The sequence below is a fragment of the Stappia stellulata genome (assembly GCF_020176715.1).
Lineage (GTDB): Bacteria > Pseudomonadota > Alphaproteobacteria > Rhizobiales > Stappiaceae > Stappia.
Genome location: NZ_JAIVMF010000002.1, coordinates 46,378 through 63,769, shown reverse-complemented (window position 1 = coordinate 63,769; position 17,392 = coordinate 46,378). Strand labels below are relative to the sequence as shown.

General features: G+C 65.3%; 23 protein-coding genes, 1 tRNA gene and 1 pseudogene. 15 read left to right on the top strand and 10 right to left on the bottom strand.

Annotated features, from left to right (window positions below):
* The first annotated feature begins 29 nt into the window (after positions 1–29).
* The 6 genes from LC092_RS03315 to LC092_RS03290 are packed head-to-tail and all read left to right on the top strand — an operon-like array spanning position 30 to position 3,051.
* Positions 30–563 (top strand): hypothetical protein, encoded by a 534-nt coding sequence (locus LC092_RS03315; RefSeq protein WP_224805020.1) that lies wholly within the window; start codon positions 30–32, stop codon positions 561–563.
* A 35-nt stretch (positions 564–598) separates the two neighbouring features.
* The gene (locus tag LC092_RS03310) at positions 599–1,027 is read left to right on the top strand and encodes a hypothetical protein (protein WP_224805019.1); all 429 of its coding nucleotides are present in this window, start codon (positions 599–601) and stop codon (positions 1,025–1,027) included.
* Entirely contained in the window at positions 1,024–1,368 is a 345-nt protein-coding gene (locus LC092_RS03305; RefSeq protein WP_224805018.1) for a hypothetical protein, read from the top strand. The genes LC092_RS03310 and LC092_RS03305 overlap by 4 nt, the downstream gene beginning before the upstream one ends.
* Positions 1,368–2,171: a hypothetical protein gene (locus LC092_RS03300; RefSeq protein ID WP_224805017.1), complete on the top strand. Its 804-nt coding sequence runs from the start codon at positions 1,368–1,370 to the stop codon at positions 2,169–2,171. The genes LC092_RS03305 and LC092_RS03300 overlap by 1 nt, the downstream gene beginning before the upstream one ends.
* A gap of 30 nt (positions 2,172–2,201) precedes the next feature.
* Positions 2,202–2,771, top strand: a complete 570-nt coding sequence (locus tag LC092_RS03295) for a type IV secretory system conjugative DNA transfer family protein (protein ID WP_224805016.1) — start codon at positions 2,202–2,204, stop codon at positions 2,769–2,771.
* Complete coding sequence (locus LC092_RS03290) at positions 2,761–3,051, top strand: hypothetical protein (protein WP_224805015.1); 291 nt, start codon at positions 2,761–2,763, stop codon at positions 3,049–3,051. The genes LC092_RS03295 and LC092_RS03290 overlap by 11 nt, the downstream gene beginning before the upstream one ends.
* A 62-nt stretch (positions 3,052–3,113) precedes the next feature.
* Here the strand turns inward: LC092_RS03290 and LC092_RS03285 are convergent, their stop codons facing one another.
* Positions 3,114–3,365: a hypothetical protein gene (locus LC092_RS03285; protein ID WP_224805014.1), complete on the bottom strand. Its 252-nt coding sequence runs from the start codon at positions 3,363–3,365 to the stop codon at positions 3,114–3,116.
* A 62-nt stretch (positions 3,366–3,427) separates the two neighbouring features.
* Between LC092_RS03285 and LC092_RS03280 the strand changes: the two genes are divergently transcribed.
* The 3 genes and pseudogenes from LC092_RS03280 to LC092_RS03270 all read left to right on the top strand — a co-directional run.
* The gene (locus LC092_RS03280) at positions 3,428–3,907 is read left to right on the top strand and encodes a hypothetical protein (RefSeq protein WP_224805013.1); all 480 of its coding nucleotides are present in this window, start codon (positions 3,428–3,430) and stop codon (positions 3,905–3,907) included.
* A gap of 126 nt (positions 3,908–4,033) precedes the next feature.
* Positions 4,034–4,759 carry a hypothetical protein gene (locus LC092_RS03275; RefSeq protein WP_224805012.1) on the top strand — a complete coding sequence of 242 codons (726 nt, stop codon included), beginning with the start codon at positions 4,034–4,036 and terminating at the stop codon, positions 4,757–4,759.
* A 481-nt stretch (positions 4,760–5,240) separates the two neighbouring features.
* Positions 5,241–6,245 (top strand): annotated as a pseudogene (locus LC092_RS03270) (recombinase family protein); the annotation flags it as partial.
* 547 nt (positions 6,246–6,792) lie between these two features.
* Here LC092_RS03270 and LC092_RS03265 read toward each other — a convergent pair.
* Positions 6,793–6,882 (bottom strand) — tRNA-Ser (locus LC092_RS03265).
* Positions 6,883–7,108: 226 nt separating this feature from the next.
* On the opposite strand from LC092_RS03265, the gene LC092_RS03260 reads away from it, so the two are divergent.
* Together LC092_RS03260 and LC092_RS03255 are read left to right on the top strand one after the other, a co-directional pair.
* Positions 7,109–7,831 carry a helix-turn-helix transcriptional regulator gene (locus tag LC092_RS03260; protein WP_224805011.1) on the top strand — a complete coding sequence of 241 codons (723 nt, stop codon included), beginning with the start codon at positions 7,109–7,111 and terminating at the stop codon, positions 7,829–7,831.
* Positions 7,832–7,980: 149 nt separating this feature from the next.
* On the top strand, positions 7,981–8,205 hold the full coding sequence (locus LC092_RS03255) for a hypothetical protein (protein WP_224805010.1): 225 nt from the start codon (positions 7,981–7,983) through the stop codon (positions 8,203–8,205).
* A 196-nt stretch (positions 8,206–8,401) separates the two neighbouring features.
* Here LC092_RS03255 and LC092_RS03250 read toward each other — a convergent pair whose 3' ends face one another.
* Both LC092_RS03250 and LC092_RS03245 read right to left on the bottom strand, forming a co-directional pair.
* Entirely contained in the window at positions 8,402–8,671 is a 270-nt protein-coding gene (locus LC092_RS03250; RefSeq protein ID WP_412103515.1) for a hypothetical protein, read from the bottom strand.
* A gap of 212 nt (positions 8,672–8,883) precedes the next feature.
* Positions 8,884–9,036 carry a hypothetical protein gene (locus LC092_RS03245; protein ID WP_224805009.1) on the bottom strand — a complete coding sequence of 51 codons (153 nt, stop codon included), beginning with the start codon at positions 9,034–9,036 and terminating at the stop codon, positions 8,884–8,886.
* A gap of 67 nt (positions 9,037–9,103) precedes the next feature.
* On the opposite strand from LC092_RS03245, the gene LC092_RS03240 reads away from it, so the two are divergent.
* The gene (locus LC092_RS03240; RefSeq protein WP_224805008.1) at positions 9,104–9,526 is read left to right on the top strand and encodes a DUF2147 domain-containing protein; all 423 of its coding nucleotides are present in this window, start codon (positions 9,104–9,106) and stop codon (positions 9,524–9,526) included.
* A gap of 81 nt (positions 9,527–9,607) precedes the next feature.
* Here the strand turns inward: LC092_RS03240 and LC092_RS03235 are convergent, their stop codons facing one another.
* From LC092_RS03235 to gatB, 4 genes are all read right to left on the bottom strand, one after another.
* Complete coding sequence (locus tag LC092_RS03235) at positions 9,608–10,321, bottom strand: glutathione S-transferase N-terminal domain-containing protein (protein ID WP_224805007.1); 714 nt, start codon at positions 10,319–10,321, stop codon at positions 9,608–9,610.
* A gap of 216 nt (positions 10,322–10,537) precedes the next feature.
* Positions 10,538–11,233: a class I SAM-dependent methyltransferase gene (locus LC092_RS03230; RefSeq protein WP_224805006.1), complete on the bottom strand. Its 696-nt coding sequence runs from the start codon at positions 11,231–11,233 to the stop codon at positions 10,538–10,540.
* Positions 11,230–12,465 carry a DUF3419 family protein gene (locus LC092_RS03225; RefSeq protein ID WP_224805005.1) on the bottom strand — a complete coding sequence of 412 codons (1,236 nt, stop codon included), beginning with the start codon at positions 12,463–12,465 and terminating at the stop codon, positions 11,230–11,232. The genes LC092_RS03230 and LC092_RS03225 overlap by 4 nt, the downstream gene beginning before the upstream one ends.
* A gap of 90 nt (positions 12,466–12,555) precedes the next feature.
* Entirely contained in the window at positions 12,556–14,040 is a 1,485-nt protein-coding gene (gene gatB, locus LC092_RS03220) for an Asp-tRNA(Asn)/Glu-tRNA(Gln) amidotransferase subunit GatB (RefSeq protein ID WP_224805004.1), read from the bottom strand.
* Positions 14,041–14,289: 249 nt separating this feature from the next.
* On the opposite strand from gatB, the gene LC092_RS03215 reads away from it, so the two are divergent.
* Together LC092_RS03215 and LC092_RS03210 are read left to right on the top strand one after the other, a co-directional pair.
* Positions 14,290–14,805: a twin-arginine translocation pathway signal gene (locus LC092_RS03215; protein WP_224805003.1), complete on the top strand. Its 516-nt coding sequence runs from the start codon at positions 14,290–14,292 to the stop codon at positions 14,803–14,805.
* Between the two features lie 5 nt (positions 14,806–14,810).
* Complete coding sequence (locus tag LC092_RS03210; protein ID WP_224805002.1) at positions 14,811–15,422, top strand: ferric reductase-like transmembrane domain-containing protein; 612 nt, start codon at positions 14,811–14,813, stop codon at positions 15,420–15,422.
* Between the two features lie 16 nt (positions 15,423–15,438).
* Here the strand turns inward: LC092_RS03210 and LC092_RS03205 are convergent, their stop codons facing one another.
* Complete coding sequence (locus tag LC092_RS03205; protein ID WP_224805000.1) at positions 15,439–15,702, bottom strand: EscU/YscU/HrcU family type III secretion system export apparatus switch protein; 264 nt, start codon at positions 15,700–15,702, stop codon at positions 15,439–15,441.
* Positions 15,699–16,922, bottom strand: coding sequence for a flagellar hook-length control protein FliK (locus tag LC092_RS03200; protein WP_224804998.1), 1,224 nt, complete (start codon positions 16,920–16,922; stop codon positions 15,699–15,701). Before LC092_RS03200 ends, LC092_RS03205 begins: the two co-directional genes overlap by 4 nt.
* A gap of 181 nt (positions 16,923–17,103) precedes the next feature.
* Here LC092_RS03200 and LC092_RS03195 point away from each other — a divergent pair, with 181 nt between their 5' ends.
* Positions 17,104–17,358: a DUF6455 family protein gene (locus LC092_RS03195; RefSeq protein WP_224804997.1), complete on the top strand. Its 255-nt coding sequence runs from the start codon at positions 17,104–17,106 to the stop codon at positions 17,356–17,358.
* Positions 17,359–17,392 lie beyond the last annotated feature (34 nt).

Sequence of the window (17,392 nt, the reverse complement as noted above, 5' to 3'; positions counted from 1 at the left end):
GAACCCCACACATTCCAACGGAGAGACCCATGATCCAGGATGGACACGGACTGCCGATCGCGGGCGGCGCGCTTGTCGCCGCTCTTCTCTACGGCCTGACCTCGGCCTTTGTCACCGGGCCGCTTGTCGGCGCGCGTCTGATCGACAAGGCCGACTGGGCCCCACGCTGCGAAGCAGGCTTGCACGTCGCGGCGGCGCGGCGCGATCCGCCCGCCGCAAGACTTCCGAAGATCGGCTGCAACACGATCTTCGGGATATTCGGCCGCGACGGCGATGCCTATTGCGCGGTCCATGGCCATCGCTTCGGTCGATTGCCGGGCGCCGATCTGCTCGATCAAATTCAGACACAAGCCGAGGACGCCCGGCGAAAGCGGCTTGAACATGCGGCGTCCGAGGCCGGGACGCGCTGTGCCTGCGCCAAAACCACGCTGCTCGAAGACAAGCGCATCGCCTTTGCCCTGCATGCGGGATCGCTGCGTCTGCTGACCCCGCCTGCGGTCGAAAGCCTCGATGCGCAGCTCGCCCGCACGCTTGCAAGCCCCGCCTGCAGCCTGAACCCGTGAATCCGTCCCGTGATTTGGCCCCATGACTTGACCCCATGACAGGAGACTTCGCCATGATCTTCGGCTCCATTCGCATCGACACCAAGGCGGGCTGCGTCGTCACCCACCGCGACAGCTATCTCATGCGCGCGCTCACGGTCGTGTCCGTCCGCCGCCCGCTATTTGCCGGCGGGCTCGTGTTCGGCGCCGGCCTTGCCGGGTTCGGACTTGCCTTTGGCGATCTGCTCTATCCGGGCGAGATCGCCGCCGCCATCCTTCTCGGAATTGCCGCGCTCGGGATCGGCTGGGAGACGGGGCAGCTCAAGCTGCTCTCACGCGATCTGCGGGGCACGGATTTGTCTGGCGTGATCTGGGGCCGCTACGGGCGGCTCAATACCGTGCGCCGCGAGATCGTCGATGCGATCCGGGCCAGCGACCACGCCGACGATCCGTCCGAAACGCGCGCCCGGGAGGCGGGATCATGACCGGCGCGCCGCGAGCGAACGCATCGCCGTCACCCTTGCCCTTTGCCCGCAGCCGGACGGGCGCGGTGATCGCGATCAACGTCAATTTGCTGGCCGCCGCGCTATTTGCCGGTTTTGCCTGGGCGATCTGGCCGGAGAACGGATATCTGTGGTGGCCGCTTTACCTGCTGTCGATTGGAAGCGCGATTGCAGGCCTTGGAACCCTGATCGTCGCGGTGAAGACGATGATCGCCCTTCGGGCCCGCGCGGTGGAACTTGCGCGGCTGGAGGCGATGGGCGGGGCGCTCAAATCCGCCCGGCTTGCCGGTCTGGACGATCAGATAAAAGCGGGGATGCGCTGATGGCCGGGTCCGTCCGCCGCATCCTCGGCCTCGACTTCGACGGCAGGCCGATCTTCGCGCCCAGGCACGCGCATTCGCTGCTGCTTGCCGCCGCAGGCGGGGGCAAGACCACCTCCGGCGCCATTCCCTGGCTGCAATCGCTGATCGCCGATACGAGCCGCGCCATCGTGGTCACCGATTCCAAGGAAGGCGAGATCGCCGCCCAATGCGCGCCACTTTGCGCCGGATACGGGCGCAAGGTCGCGATCGTCGACGATTTTGGCGTGCTAGGCCCCGAGACGCCGTGGCGGGTCGCGCTCAACCGTCTGGGCGCGATCACGCGCAGTCACGAAGCTGCGCGCCGCGAGTTGATCTTTGCCACGGAAACGGCCTGCCACGCGCTGATCGAAGAGCCGCCGCGCGATGAACGCAACCGGTATTTCCGGGACGAACCGCGCACGCTGATCGAATATGCGATCTGCTCGCTGCTCCATCGCACGCCCCGGCTGGTCACGCCGGGCGGGGTGTGGACGTTGCTGTCCGATCCCGAGTTGCTCTTGCAAGCAGCCGCGATCGATGCCGAGGAAGGCGACGAGGCCTTGCGGGCGCTCGCCCGCCATGTGCTCGGCATGAGCGGCAATGAGGAGCACTTCCCGCAGCATCTCGCCGCCGCCTTGAAGGCGCTGCGCATCTATGGCGCGGGCAGCGCGCTGCATCATGCCGGGATCGGCGCGACGCACACCCATGACGATCTGATCGCGGGCAAATACGTGGTCTTCCTGGTCGGGCCCGTGCGTCATATGGAGCGGCTCGGGGCCGATTAAGCCCTGCTGCTTCAGGGCTTTCTAGAGGCCTTGCTGACGGGCAAGGCCGGGCCGGTCGTCTTCGTGATGGACGAGTTCACGAACGCGCCCCTGAAGGCGTTGATCGCACAGCTCACCACCATGCGCGGCTATGGCGGCACCTGCCACATGATCGCCCAGTCGCGCTCGGAGATCGAACGCCGCTACGGCGAGAAGGAAGCGCTGACCATCGACGAAAACGCCGTGGTCAAGCAGTGGTTCGGCTTTTCTTCCTATCGGGAGGCCGAGCGCGTCTCCAAGGCGATGGGCGATGCCCTGTCCGTGTCGCCGTCGATCGGGGTCAATTCCGACCGCATGGCGTTTTCCGGGAATCTCTCACTCGGCAAACAGCCGCTCTTCACGCCCGATGAATTGATGCGCCTGCCGGCGGACGAACAAATCCTTCACGTCAAGGATGTCGGCTTCATCCATGCCCGCAAAGTCCGGCAAAACGAGATCGCCCCGACCTGCTTCGATCTGGCGGACAATCCGCTCGAAGGGGCGGCGATGACGCCCGACCCGAAGGTCGCGCTGCCGGTCCCGGTTCCGAACCAGGGAGACGGAGGCGAAGATGAGACGTGATCCGACCAACGCGCCGCGCGTCCCGCTCGTGCGGGTGAGCTACTTCGTGTGGGTGATCGTCCCCGTCGCCGCCTGGCTCGGGATTGCCGCCGTCGGCCTGCCGCATGTGATCTGGTTCTATGACTGGCAACCGCTCGGGCCGGACAGCTACGGCGATCCAACGCAGCGGCATTATACGCGCTGCAGCTATCTCGGGCCTTATGGGCGTCTCACCGAACGCCCGGCGGATGGCCGATGCGGCTGGCTGCGCTTTGTCCGCGACGGGGAGGCCCGCCCATGACCGGACACCCGATGACCGCCGGCTCAATGACCGGAAGACCAATGACCGGAAGGCGTGCTGCGTCAGTGCATCGACATCGTCTCGACATAGCTGCGCCGCTTCAGCCGGTAGCGCTGCGTCAGTTCGACCCGCGTCAGCCCTTTGAGGAAGGTCAGCATCTCCTCGGTCGTATCCACGCCGCGCATGATCTCCTCATCGCAGTGATCGCGATCGGGCAGATCGATCCCGTAAGGCGCGATCGCGTCCCAGAACTGCAGATAACCGAGCGGCTCCAGCCATTCGATAACGTCCTCGACATCGTCAAAGTCTCTCATGGCACAAGCATAGAAAATCGGGGTGCCCGCGCGCAAATTCACGCCCGAAAGGCAGGCCTGCCATGGCGTTGAGCCTGTCGGAGACGCTGCGCCGAACCTTCCATCTGGCGGCACTGCGCCGGGAAATGGATGTCCTCCGGACGGGACGTCAACGCGAGGCCGCGCGCCGGCTGATGCACCGCTGTGAGGATTTGCGCCAGCGGGAAATCCGACGATTCCGCGATCTCTACGACACGCGCGTGGAACGGGCCCGCCGGCGGATCATCGACCGGGCCGGCGCACGGCACCGGGACCTGACGCCCGCCTTTGCCGGCGAGGACCGCTTCTCGCCCGCCGACACGCTGCGCCTGGCGCAGCGCGACGTGCGCGCCGCTCATGAGCGCCGCCTTGCGCGCATCGATGAAATCGAGACGCGGGGCCTGGAAACCCTGATGCGGGGTGCCCTGCGTCAGACGACGCTGCGCGGAACGGTAAGAGCCGACTTCAAACGGGCAAGCAACCGCCGCTCGGGGCAAGACCGCAGGCGGGGGCCGACGCGATGATCGGCACGATGACCGGAGTTACGGGAAATAGAACGCAAGAATCTTGCGCGGCTTTATCTTGGAGAAATAGGAAAGTATACCTATCATGTTCATGAATTGTTCTCAACACACGAAAGGAGCGAGACCATGACAGAGCAACAGGAAACCACACAGACAAGAGACACCGAAGCGGACCGCATCCGCGCGGCGCGGGAAAGCTTCTCGGGCCGTCTTCTGACCAACCGCCAGTTCAAGGAGGCGGTCGCGGTCACCCGCATTCTGGAAGCGGAAATCCAGCGCTCGGGCACCTTCAGGGAAAAGCTCGGCGATTACGCCTATGCCTTCGCGCGCACCGAGCGCTTCGATGCGATGAAGGGCGAGACGATCCTGCGCGATCTCTTCAAGGAGCGCACCGGCCAATCGATGAACGAGATGCGCAAGGCGTTTGTCGAGAGCGAGGAGGCGCTCACCGACGATCACCGGGCGCAGGCCTATCGGCGCGCTTCCGGGATCGAAGGGATGATGGAAGCGGGCGACAAGCTCGGCTTCACCCGCGCCGCCGCCCATCAGGCCGAAGCGCTCGCCCGCGAGATCGGCATCACGGACGCCTGCGCTATGCGCGTGATGGCCGAGGCGTTCGAGGCCGCCCGGGACATCGCGTTCCGCGACTGGGGCAAGGAGCTCGACGAACGCATCTACCGCCCGCAGATCGAGGCGGAAAAGCAGACGCGCGAGCGCAGCCGCACGCGGGGCGGGTCCGATCCGGAGGACCGCCGGAACGGGCAGACGGACGACCCGCAGGGCGATCTGATCGGCACGGCGCGCACCGACGCCCCGCGCCGTGCCGCCCGCACCCGCCAGCCGTCGCCCTAGGGAGAGAGACGATGCCGAAGAGATACCCAAAGCCCGCCGCCAAGTGCGAAAAACCTGCCATGGCGCTCGCCCCTAGAGTGCGTGGCGATGCGGCCAAAAGCGCTGTCCAGACCACCGATACGCGGGGCACGGTGGAGTGTTCCCCCGCACGCCCGGCCCTCACCCTCGACGTGGCGCGCTACGAGGCCATGCTCGACGACCCGGCCCTGACCGAGGCCCAAAAACGCGACTTCCTCGAAACCCTCTGGTCGATCATCACCGCCTTCGTCGATCTCGGCTTCGGCATCCATCCCGTGCAGGCCGCGCAAGCCGATGCCCACGCCGACCCGAACCATCTACCGGTCCAGGCATCGGGCCAGACGCCGGGCGAATTGGCACGCACCGCCGCGACCATGCTAGGATCGGACAACTCATTGCCGACCAACATCAATTTTAATCCGGCGGATGGCCCACACGGGAATCGCGCGGAAAGGAGAAAGGAATGACCGAATTTTACGACCGCGCGGCGCGCGATGCGCCACGGGACTTGAAAGCGATTATTTATTGCCGGGTCTCCAGCGTCGCGCAGACGAAAAAGGGCGACGGGCTCGCCTCGCAGGAAACGCGCTGCCGGGAATATGCCGCCTATAAAGGCTATACGGTGGTCAAGACGGTCGTCGACCGGGCGGTCTCCGGCGGCGTGCTCGACCGGCCCGGGATCAAGGAGCTGATCCAGTTCCTCAAACGCGAAAAACACGCCGATCGATATGTCGTGCTCTTCGACGATATCAGTCGGTTGGCCCGCGATATCCGCACCCATCTCGATCTGCGCGATGCGATCTTTGCGACCGGCGCGCAAATGGATTGTCCGACGCTGGAATTCCGGCAGGATTCCGACGGGCTCTACTTCGAAGGCATGCAGGCGTTGAATGCCGAACATTACCGCCGCAAGAACGCCGAGCAAACCAAGAACCGCATGCGCGCCCGCGCGATGGGCGGGTATTGGCCGTTTCGGGCGCCGCCGGGATACAGGTTCGAGAGGGTTGCCGGCCACGGGAATCTGCTGGTCCGCGACGAACCGCTGGCCTCTATTCTTCAAGAGGCGCTCGAAGGCTTCGCCTCGGGCCGTTTCGAGACGCAAGCCGAAGTGAAGCGCTTCCTCGACGCACAGCCGTCCTACATGGCGGGCCGCAAGAACCGGGAGCTGCGCTATGAGGATGTCATTCGTCTTCTGACCCGCCCCCATTATGCCGGTTATGTCGAGATCGCCGAATGGGGTGTCACCTTGCGCAAGGGGCATCACGAAGGCCTCATCGACCTCGCGCAATTCGAGAAAATCCAGGCGCGCATCCGTGATGGCGCCCGCGCGCCTGCACGCAAGGACCTGAATGAAGACTTCCCCTTGCGCGGGTTTGCCACCTGTGGCGATTGCGGCAAGCCTCTGACCGCCAACTGGTCGAAAAGCAAGACCGGGGCGAAACACCCGTACTACATGTGCTTTGCGAAGGGATGCCCGAGCTATCGCAAGTCGATCCGGCGGGCGACGATCGAAGGCGACTTCGAGGCGTTGCTCGCGCGCATGACGCCGACCGTGACGACCTTCGAGATCGCGCGCGCCATGTTCCGCGAGGCCTGGGATACGCGCCTTGCGCAAGCGAAGGAGATCGCGGCGACGCTCAAGGCAGATATCGCGAAAATCGACAGGCAGATCGACCAATTGCTCGACCGCATCGTCGATGCGGGAAGCCAAAGCGCCGTCACGGCCTATGAGCGGCGCATTTCGAAACTCGAAAAAGACAAGCTGCTGGCCGCCGAAAGGCTTGCGAAAAAGCCGGGATCGCAGCGCGACTTCGACGAGATGTTCGAACTCGCTTGCCGCTTCCTGTCAAACCCTTGTAAAATATGGATAAACGGAGATCTGGCCCTGCGCCGGACGGTGCTGAAACTGGCTTTTGCCGCGCGCCCGGCCTATTGCCGGAAAGAGGGGTTTCGAACCCCGAAAACCACCTTGCCGTTCAAGGTGTTAGGGGCGATTGGCGTAGGCAAAAGAGGAATGGCGGAGAGGAAGGGATTCGAACCCTCGATACCGTCTCCGGTATACTCCCTTAGCAGGGGAGCGCCTTCGACCACTCGGCCACCTCTCCGACGTGATCGGGATAGGCGGAATAGCCGAATGGGTCAAGGCATTTTCGGGCAGAAGTACACAGGCACGATGCCTGGCCGGAAGGATGCCGGACAGGGCTGACAAGAGCCGGAACGTCAGCGCGCACACCGCCGCAAGGGATCTCCCGAAACCGCCGATAAACGTTTAAGCTTTGCCTGGTGAAAAAGCTCGCTATGCGAGCATCAGGCAAAGGCGGACGAGAGCCGGTGCATCACGACACGTTCCTGCAACTCCTGGAGCAGATCCGGGATGCCTCCGACGAGACCGCGATCTGCGGCGCCTTGCTGCGCCTCGGCGGCCGCTTCGGCCTCACGCAAGTGTTGTGCGGCATCGTTCCCAAGCCGGACATCCCCACCCCGGCGGCCCGCGCGCAAATCCTGTTCAATCGCTGGCCGGAACAATGGTTCCTTCGCTATTTCGACGAGGGGCACGTGCAGCGGGACCCGGTGATCCATCGCGTTCTGACATCCGAGCGGGGATTTCGATGGTCCGACGCGATTGCCCAGGCGCCTTCCCGCGCCGCGGACCATGTGTTCGGCGCCGCGCGCGAACACGGGCTCGCCGAAGGCGTGGCGATCCCGGTGTTCAACGCCGACGGCGCGAGAGGCAGCCTGTCGCTGGGAGGCGCGCGGGTCGACCTGAAAGACACGGAAATCGCGATGCTGGAGATTGCGGCAAACCTCGCCGTGGAAACCGCAACCGCGGTGGCCGGGCATCGCAAAACCGCCAGGGATCTCGGCCTGACGACGCGCGAGTACGACTGCCTGCGGTGGACGGCGGACGGCAAGACCGACCGGGACATTGCAGATTTGCTGGGTCTCGCCGTTCGCACGGTCGAGGATCATGGCGCGTCCCTGCGCCGCAAGCTCGATGCGGTCAACCGGGCGCATCTGGTGACCCGGGCGTTCCGGTCCGGCCTGCTGCGATGACGTGGCAGGATTGGCAGGACACCGGACACGTGGGAATCCACGATGGCCTCCCGCGTCTCAAGTGTGAACACTTCCGGCCACGGGTTGGTGGGACCACCGCATGCCGGTTCCCGCAAGCGACGCTTCAGGAACGATGCGAGGTTGGCGGCGTGTCGAGCGACAGCAAAAACGACGGAAAGAGACAAAGAGAGGCGGCGCACACCATCGTCGAGAGGGCGGATCTGCTGATCGATGCCCTTACGGAGGATGAAGAACTGCTGGCGTTGAAAGAGAAACTCAAACAGGCGCAGGCCGTTGCGCGTCTGCTGTCCTTGCCGGACGGCGAAGCCGTGTCACGCCCGCTGTCGCAAAAGAAGCGACGCGACGAACCGTGATCCACATGCACGCGTTTCAGAAGACACGAAGCGCGGACTGGCGGCAGGACGGATCCTGAATGGCGCCTCGGGCAGCCGCGCGCGGGCAGGATCTGGCGACCGCGACGTCTTGTCCGTCAACAGGGTCAGACGTCGCGATCGATTGTAGAACGGTGAAGCGGTGCGGCCCACTGCGCCGGGCCGGGCGCCGGACCGCTCAATTCAGGCTGAGCCATTCGCGTGCGGCGCGCTGCGCTTCGGCGATCTCCGCGCGGCTCATTTCCTCGGCGATGTCGCGGCGGTGGCGGACGGCATCCGCATTGCCCTTCATCGCGGCCAGATTGAACCACTTGTGCGCGGACACGAGGTCGGTCGACCCGTGACGGCCGCAGGCGCAATCGAGCCCCATCTGCAGCAGGATATCGGGGCCGGCGGGCTGACCGCCCATGATTGCCAGGTCGGAATTTCCAAGATCAAGACGGGCCATTTCACACTCCGTTTCTGTTCAACGCTTGGTCTTCACATCATGCGGGACCAAGAAGGGTGAAAGACGCCGTTCCGTTTTCTTGTGTGTGCATCTTTCAACGTCGAGTGTGTCGCCCGCCTTTCAACGAGCGCTTAAAATTCGCGATTAACAAGACGCAAACACAATTAAAATTTTCCGTAAATTTAACGGAGGATTCACCGCAATCTCCGGAATCAGGCAGTGAAATCAACTTGGCTTTCCGAAAATCCGACAGATGTCGTCAACCAGTGATTCACCATCGCGGCAATGAGGATTTTTTTCCGCACAGCCATGGACTGAAGAAATCCGAAGCCTGCCGCTACGTCACCGGTGGTCAGAGCCGTCATCCTTCGTTAGATTCCGTTTACGTAAAGGGCAGGAGAAACCATCTGCCCGTGTGGAGGAGACGATGACATGAGCCGATTTCCTGTCGCCGCGGCGGTCCTGGCCGCAGCCTACCTGTCGCTGGCGCCCCTGCCCGCGCTTGCCGCGGATGCCACCGGCGTCTGGCAACGCCCGAGCGGCACCTCGCGCATCGAGATTGCCCCTTGCGGCTCGGCCCTGTGCGGAACGCTGGTGTGGCTGAAGGCACCGCGCAATGACACGCAGAACCCGGATCCGGCAAAGCGCTCGCGACCGCTGCTCGGCACGCGCACGGTGATGGGCATGACCCCGACGGGCAATGCCGGCGTCTGGAAGGGCAAGGTCTATAACGCCGAAGACGGCAAGACCTATTCCGGCCGCATGACCCTGGAAGGAGCAAACAAGCTCTCCCTTAAGGGCTGCGTGCTCGGCGGGCTGATCTGCCGGGGCGAGACCTGGAGCAGGGTCCGATAACTCGGCCCGACAATAGAAAGGGGCGCCCGACCGGTGTCGAGCGCCCCATCCGCGCCATGTCGTGCTTCGAAGACTGGCCGGTCAGCGCGCGCGCTGGCCAAACAGCACCGATTGCGCGTTCTTGTCACCGGCCAGGTTGAGCTTCTCGCGCTCTTCCTGACCGACCGCGAGACCGCGTTCGACCGCCGGGCGTGCCATCAGCGCCTCCAGCCAGCGCTTCACATTTGGAAAGTCGGCGGCAAGATCCATCCCCTGCCGCTCCCAGCCCTTGGCCCAGCCGACGATGGCCATGTCGGCGATACTGTACTCGCCGGCGACGAACTCCTGACCCTCGAGCTGCTTGTTCAAGACGCCGTAGAGCCGGTGCGTCTCGTTGAGATAGCGCTCCATGGCGTAAGGGATCTTCTCCGGGGCATAGACGCGGAAATGATGGTTCTGGCCGAGCATCGGACCGAAACCGCCCATCTGCCACATCAGCCATTCCTCGACCTTCACCCGCGCGCGCTCGTCGGTCGGGTAGAACTTGCCGAACTTGCGGCCGAGGTATTGCAGGATCGCTCCGGATTCGAACACGGAGATCGGGGAACCGCCCGGCCCTTCCGGATCGACGATCGCCGGCATGCGGTTGTTCGGCGCGATCTTCAGGAAGTCGGGCTTGAACTGGTCGCCGGCACCGATGTTGACGTATTTGATCTCATAGGGAACGCCCAGTTCCTCCAGAAGGATCGTCACCTTCCAGCCGTTCGGCGTCGGCCAGTAGTGGACTTCGATGGGCTCTTTTTGAGAAACGGTCATTGTTGTCTCCGAACGCTGATGATGCGATGTGCGGTTGGTCCCGCCGTCGCCCCTAGACATAGGCAGCCGCGACCCGTCCGGCAAAGGCTGATTGCGCGCGGGCTCAAGCGGACCTGCCAGGATGTACGCTCGATCAAGTGGCCTGAACGCCATGCCCCTTTCCGGCGGAAACGAGCGTGGTGGCGATCCTCTCCGGCATGCCGGTCGGAAAAAGGCTCAACCGTTCGGGGAGCCGGACATGGCAGAACCGCCGACACGCCCATAGACGGCATAGCCGCCATGAAGCGTCTCCACGCGCGCACGGGCGCCATGCCTTTTGGCAGCCGCTTCAAGCACCTGCGCGAGATCGGCGCGCGGCGTGACGTGAAAGGCGGCAAGCCAGGCCCGGAAGGGGCCGCGCAGGACCGCCGGATAGCGTTGCATCTGGCCAAAGTCGACGCAGGAGAGCTCCCCGCCCTCGCCCAGCACGGCCAACCCGGCCTCGACGCTCCGCTGCCAGGGCGGGATCATGGACAGCGCATAGGAGATGAACACCCGGTCGAAGGTCCCTCGCCCGAAGACAATGCGCGGGTCAAAGGCGCTTGCATCCGCTTGCGCGACGACGACCCGCCCGCCGAGTCCGGCCCGGTCGATCGAGCGCCTCGCCCGGTCCAGCATGACGGACGACAGGTCGATCCCGAAAAAGCGCACATCGGGATAGCGCCGCGCGGCGGCAATCAGATTGCGCGCCGTGCCGCAGCCAAGCTCCAGCACCGTTCCGCCATCGGGCGGTTGCAGGTCGGCAATCAACCGGTCGCGGCCAAGCAGATAGGGTTTTCGCGTTACATCGTAGATGTGCCGCTGCCAGCCGTAGATCCGGTCCATCAGCACCGCACCCGCGGCGCTGTCCTGCTTCAGCCCCTGCCCGCTCATGCGTCCCTCAGACGATAGAGATGCACCCCGCCGTAGATAGAGGACCGGTCCCGCAGGGTGCAGCGGGCGGATGTCTCGGCGTCATAGTCCCATTGGTCGAGAATATCGGCTGCGACCCGCCCCGGCAGCAGCGAAGGCTCGGCGGCCGTGCGGAACACGACCCGCGCGCCGGGACGTGCGGTGCGGGTGATTTCGGCCCAAAGCTCGTTGAGCGCGCCGTCCGACATCCAGTCCTGCGCGTCGAGCAGCACATATCGGTCGACGCTCTTGCCCGGCTGTGCGGCAAGATGGTCGGTGAACGAGCGATTGGCCACCTGCACGCGATCGACGCGGGCGCGCACCTCGTCGAAATGGGCGCGGCGGAGATAGGGCGGCAGCGGCCCGGCGTCATCGTCGGCATAGCCGCGACCGAAGGCCTGCCAGGCGAAATAGTTCTCCGACAGCGGAAACCCGCAGGCCAGCCGCTCGAGCCTTCCGCGCAGCACCTCGGCCATGCCGTCGGTGCCGGCAGACGCCAGCGCCTCATATTGCGCCGGCGGAATGCCGAGACCGTAGAGCGAGACCTTCTTCGAGGTCGCCCAGCGCACCATGCGCTTGTCGAAGAGCGGGGCGAGCGCCGTGTCGAAGAAGCTGCGCTGCTCGTCCATCGTGCGCGCCTTGACCAGGTCCCTGGGGTCGACGCCATAGAGGCGTGCGATCCCGTGGCCCAGACCGATGAAATAGCCGAGCAGGCCATGATGGTAGAGGTCGCGGGCAAACAGCGAGATCCGCTTGCGGCCGGTGAGATCGCGACGCTCCCAATAGGCGCGGCTCTCCGCATCCAGCGCCGGCTGGAGGAAGCGCTTGTAGGCCGCCACATTGGCGGCCTCGTCGGCCTTGCCGAAGAACCGGTAGAACGCATCATAGTTGGGAAGCTGTGCGGCGGCGGTCAGCTTCAGCCGCGTCAGCGCGACATGCGCCTTGTTGAGGTCGACGGCGGTGATCGCGCGCGGATCGGCCGTCAGATACGACAGGATGTTGCAGCCGCCGGAGGCGATCGCCACGATCGTGTGATCGCGCCCGATCGCGAGCGCCTCCATGTCGATTTCAGGGTCTTCCCAGATCTGCGGATAGACGAGCCCCTTGAACGCAAGGGTGAAGGCGCGCTCCAAAAGCCCTTCGCCCGAAAGCGCCCTGTTTCGATGCACGGCCTTTTCGAGCAATCCGCCCGCGCCCGTCTGTCCTGCCTTCATGCCCGTTCTCCCAAATCATGGATCACCATGACTTGAGCCGGGTAAGCCGTCTGCGTTACGGGAGCATGACAAACGCGCGCGGGCCGCGCATTACTCGATGCCGATCTTCGCGCGGAGCAGGTCGTTGACCGCCTTGGGGTTGGCCTTGCCGCCGGTCGCCTTCATCACCTGACCGACGAACCAGCCGAGGAGACCTGGCTTTTCCCTGGCCTGTTCGACCTTCTCCGGATTGGCGGCGATGATCTTGTCGACCTCCGCCTCGATGGCGCCGAGATCCGTGACCTGCTTCATGCCGCGCGTCTCGACGATCTCCGCCGGGTCGCCGCCCTCCGTCCACAGGATCTCGAACAGGTCCTTGGCGATCTTGCCGGAAATCGTCCCGTCCTTGACCAGGTCGACGAGCCCGCCGAGCTGCGCCGCCGACACGGGCGTCTCGCCGAGATCCAGACCTTCCTTGTTGAGCCGGCCGAACAGCTCGTTGATCACCCAGTTGGCCGAGAGCTTCGCATCGCGCCCCTTCGCTACCTGTTCGAAGAAGTCGGCCGAGGCCCGCTCCACGATCAGGATGTCGGCGTCATAGGCGGACAGGCCGTAGTCGGCGATGAAGCGCGCCTTCTTGTCGTCGGGCAGTTCCGGCAGGTCGGCCGCCAGCGCGTCGACATAGGCCTGGTCGAATTCCAGCGGAAGCAGGTCGGGATCGGGGAAATAGCGGTAGTCGTGCGCCTCTTCCTTGGAGCGCATCGAGCGGGTCTCGCCCTTCACCGGATCGAACAGGCGGGTCTCCTGGTCGATGGTGCCGCCGTCCTCCAGAATGCCGATCTGGCGGCGCGCCTCATAGTCGATGGCCTGACCGACGAAGCGGATGGAGTTGACGTTCTTGATCTCGCAGCGCGTGCCGAAGGCCCCGCCCGGCGCGCGCACCGAGACGTTGACGTCGGCGCGCATCGAGCCCTGGTCCATGTTGCCGTCGCAGGTGCCGAGATACCTGAGGATCGTGCGCAGCTTGGTCAGATAGGCCTTGGCCTCGTCGCCGGAGCGCAGGTCGGGCTTGGAGACGATCTCCATCAGCGCCACGCCCGAGCGGTTGAGATCGACGAACGACATGGTCGCATGCTGGTCGTGCAGCGACTTGCCGGCATCCTGCTCCAGATGCAGCCGCTCGACGCCGACGGTGACCGTCTCGCCATCGCCCATTTCGAGCAGGATCTCGCCCTCGCCGACGATCGGCTGCTTGAACTGCGAGATCTGGTAGCCCTGCGGCAGGTCGGGGTAGAAATAGTTCTTGCGGTCGAACACGGAGCGCAGGTTGATCTGCGCCTTCAGCCCGAGGCCGGTGCGCACGGCCTGGGCGACGCATTCCTCGTTGATCACGGGCAGCATGCCGGGCATGGCGGCATCGACCAGGCTGACGTTGGCATTGGGATCCTTGCCGAATTCGGTCGAGGCCCCGGAAAAGAGCTTCGCGTTGGAGGTGACCTGCGCATGCACCTCCATGCCGATCACGATTTCCCAGTCGCCGGTGGCGCCCTTGATGAATTTCTTCGGATCGGGGGTGCGTGTGTCGACGATGCTCATGCCGCTTCAGGTCCTGATTTTTAAAACACGGGCGTTGACGCACTGCCTACGCAAAACCGGAGAAAAGGTCCATCCCTTATGGCGGGGAGTTTCGGAGACTGTTTGGAAATGGTCTTGCAAGGCGCGCGTTTCCGACGCAACGCCCCCTCGACCTTCTCCTCATCCGCACCACATTCCCCCGCGTAGACTGGATACGCGCGGATCGCCTCCCCGACTGCGCGCGAGAAAACAGCCACAGGAGCGAGCGAGATGACCAAGCTGATCATGCCAACCCGCCGCACCGTTCTTCTTGGCGGCGCGGTCGCTGCGAGTGCCGCTTTGACCGCCGGCGCGTCCCGCCTGATCGTGCCGGCGCAGGCGAAGGGTGTCGCGCCGACGCCGTCGATGCGCGGCGGGGCCAACAACTATCGGCCCGGCGCGCCGGTTGTTGAACGGATCGGCGGCGGCGGATTCCTGATGACCGGCACCGTACGCCGTGCCGGCGACGGTGCGCCGCTGGCCGGCCGACGCATCCAGATCTGGGCGCATACCACGGAAGGCCACGAGCGCGACCCGCACAGTCACGGCGCGACGCTGACCGACGAAAACGGCGAATTCCGCATGGACATGCCGCAGATCGTGCCGGCCTTCGGCCAGCCGCACGGCCACCTCGCCTATGACGCCGAACATGACGGCGGCGGCTTCAGGACGGTGTTCCTGCGACCGGTGATGCGCAGCCCCGACGAGACGACGCTCGCCGCCCATTTCGTGCTCGAGCCGGCCTGAGTTCCGTGACGCGCCTCAGCGCGGGCCTGATCTGGCTCGCCCTTGGATGTGCGATTGCCGTACCGTTCGCCATCGCGGCGACAAGCCCGCTGCTTGCCTGGCGCCAGCCGGTCTATATCGCGGCCGGTCTTGCCGGCGTCGTCGCACTCGCTTTGATGCTCCTCCAGCCGCTTCTCGCCGGCGGTCACCTGCCCGGTCTTCCCGCGCCGCGCGGGCGCCGACTGCACCGTCTCGCCGGCATCCTGCTGATCGCGGCCGTCGTCGTGCATGTCGCGGGGCTTTGGGTCACCAGCCCGCCGGATGTGATCGACGCGCTTCTCTTCGTCTCGCCAACGCCGTTTTCCGATTGGGGCGTGATCGCCATGTGGGCGCTCTTCGCCGCCGGTCTTCTGGCCGCCCTGCACCGATGGTCAAGGCTGCGCCCCAGGATCTTCCGGCTGGCGCATACCGCGACGGTTTGCGTTGCCGTTGCCGGCAGCATCGCGCATGCGTTGCTGATCGAGGGCACGATGGGCGATGTGTCAAAGGCTGTGCTTTGCGTCCTCGTCGTACTGGCACTCGCCAGAACGATTGCGGGCCTGCGGACCTGGACGCTGCTGCGCCGGCGCAGGGCATGAACGAGTGCTTGCCGCGTCATTTCACCGACAGGATGAACCGCAAGACCGCTGCCACGGCCTCATAGAGTTCGATCGGGATCTCCTCGTCGATCTCGATCTGCGCCAGCGCCTGGACCAGGGCCGCGTCCTCCTCGATCGGAACGCCATGGGCGGCGGCGGTCTCCAGGATGCGCGCCGCGACCTCGCCGCGGCCCTTGGCCGTCACGCGCGGCGCGCCGGTGTTGTCGTAGCGAAGCGCAACGGCCAGCGCCTTCGGCGGATCTGCGGGCGCGGTGCTCATGAGACCTGGTTCACATATTGGCCAGACGCCGCCGGCGGATTACCAGGCAGGCCCGGCAGCACCTTGAGCTCCACCACCTCGAGCCCGGACCCAGCCAGCATCTCGCGCAGCTCCGACAGTCTTTCGGCAAGCGCGGACGCCGTCTCGCCGCGCTCCGCCCAAAGGGTCGCGAACAGGCGCGTGCCATCCAGACCGACGACCGCCTCGACCGGGCCGCTCGCGCCAGTGTCGATGCCAAAGCGCACCCGCCATGCGGGGTGACTGCCCTCACCCTCGTGACCGGGCGTGTCGTCGCGCCCGATCTGCAGGCTGATCACCCCCGTCTGCGAGCCGAACACAAACGGCAGGTCGAGCGTGCGGTCGAAGGTCGACCCGTCGCCCGCGCCATCGCCCAGCACCTTGAGCGAGGTCAGTCCGGACAGCCGGACCCGGGCCAGCGCCGCGTCGCTCTTTCCAAGCAGCAGCAGGGCGGCGACGGCAAGATCGCCCCGCGCCAGCGCCTGCATCAGTTCCAGACTGGCGCGACCGGACGGCTGGGCTTGCGGATGACGGGCAAGGCTCGGTGGCGCCGGAGGCGTTCCCTCCCGCGCGATCCCTTCGCCGCCCTTTGCAAACAAGCGCAACGCGTCGCCGAGATCCTTGAGCACGCCCGGCAGGCCGCGCCCGCCTTCGCTTTTGGGCGCGCCGGCAGCCGTTGCGATCGCGCGTTTCAGGCGGGCGCCGTCCAGCTTGTCATCGGCAACGAGGCGAAGGCCGAACAGCGCTGCCATCGCGGCCGCGACCGGTTGCGGCAGCGCGGCCGATGCCGGCGCGGCCGCCGCGGCGGAGAGACCGGAAAAAAGCGGTGCAAGTCCGTCCTGCCGGGAAGCGAGGTCAGCGGCCATGCCGGAAAGGCGCTGGAGCGCGGCCTGCTCGCGCGCCACCGCGGAGCCGGGAGGCGCAGCACCCTGACCCGGCACATCATCGGCGCCGGCGCTGACCTGATAGGACACCCCGCCCTCTGGACCGCGACTGACCTGCAGGGAGACCCGCGCGCCGACGGGAAACATCTCCTGCCCCGCCACGTCGAGCTGAAAATTGCCGGACACAAGCCGCATGACGCCATCGGTCATATGACGGGCGACGCGCATGGCGATGACATCGCCAACGGACAGCGGCGGAAGCCGGGTGACGGGCGTGACGGCGACGACGCCCGTCGGGGTCGACACGCGCGAGACCATCGTCACTCTCCGGCGTATGCGCTCCTGATCTCTGCAACCTTACCAGATTCGGCGAGAAAGTGACGCAAAGCGCTGCCGGTTTGATCTGGCTCAATTCGTTTCATCTGCAACCACTTCAGGATGGGAACCGTCACATAGGGTGTCGGTCCGGCGCCGACAGCGCATCGCAAGGGAGACAGTCATGGGATTTTTGAAGCGGCTCGACGAACGGGCGGGCCTGATGGGCCGGATGATGCGGACGGTCGGAGCGACCGAGGGCATGCCCGCCGACATCACGCTTGCCAACAGCCTGCGGGCCGCTGCCAACCGTTGCATGGGTTGCGAATGCCCGGGCGAATGCGCGACCTGGCTGGATGACCATGCCGGTGGCGCGGAAAAAACCCCGGACTACTGCCCGAACGGCGATCTCTTCGCCGAATGGCGCGCCCAGCGCTGAGGCGATCCGTCCGACCTTTTGAAAACGGGCACGG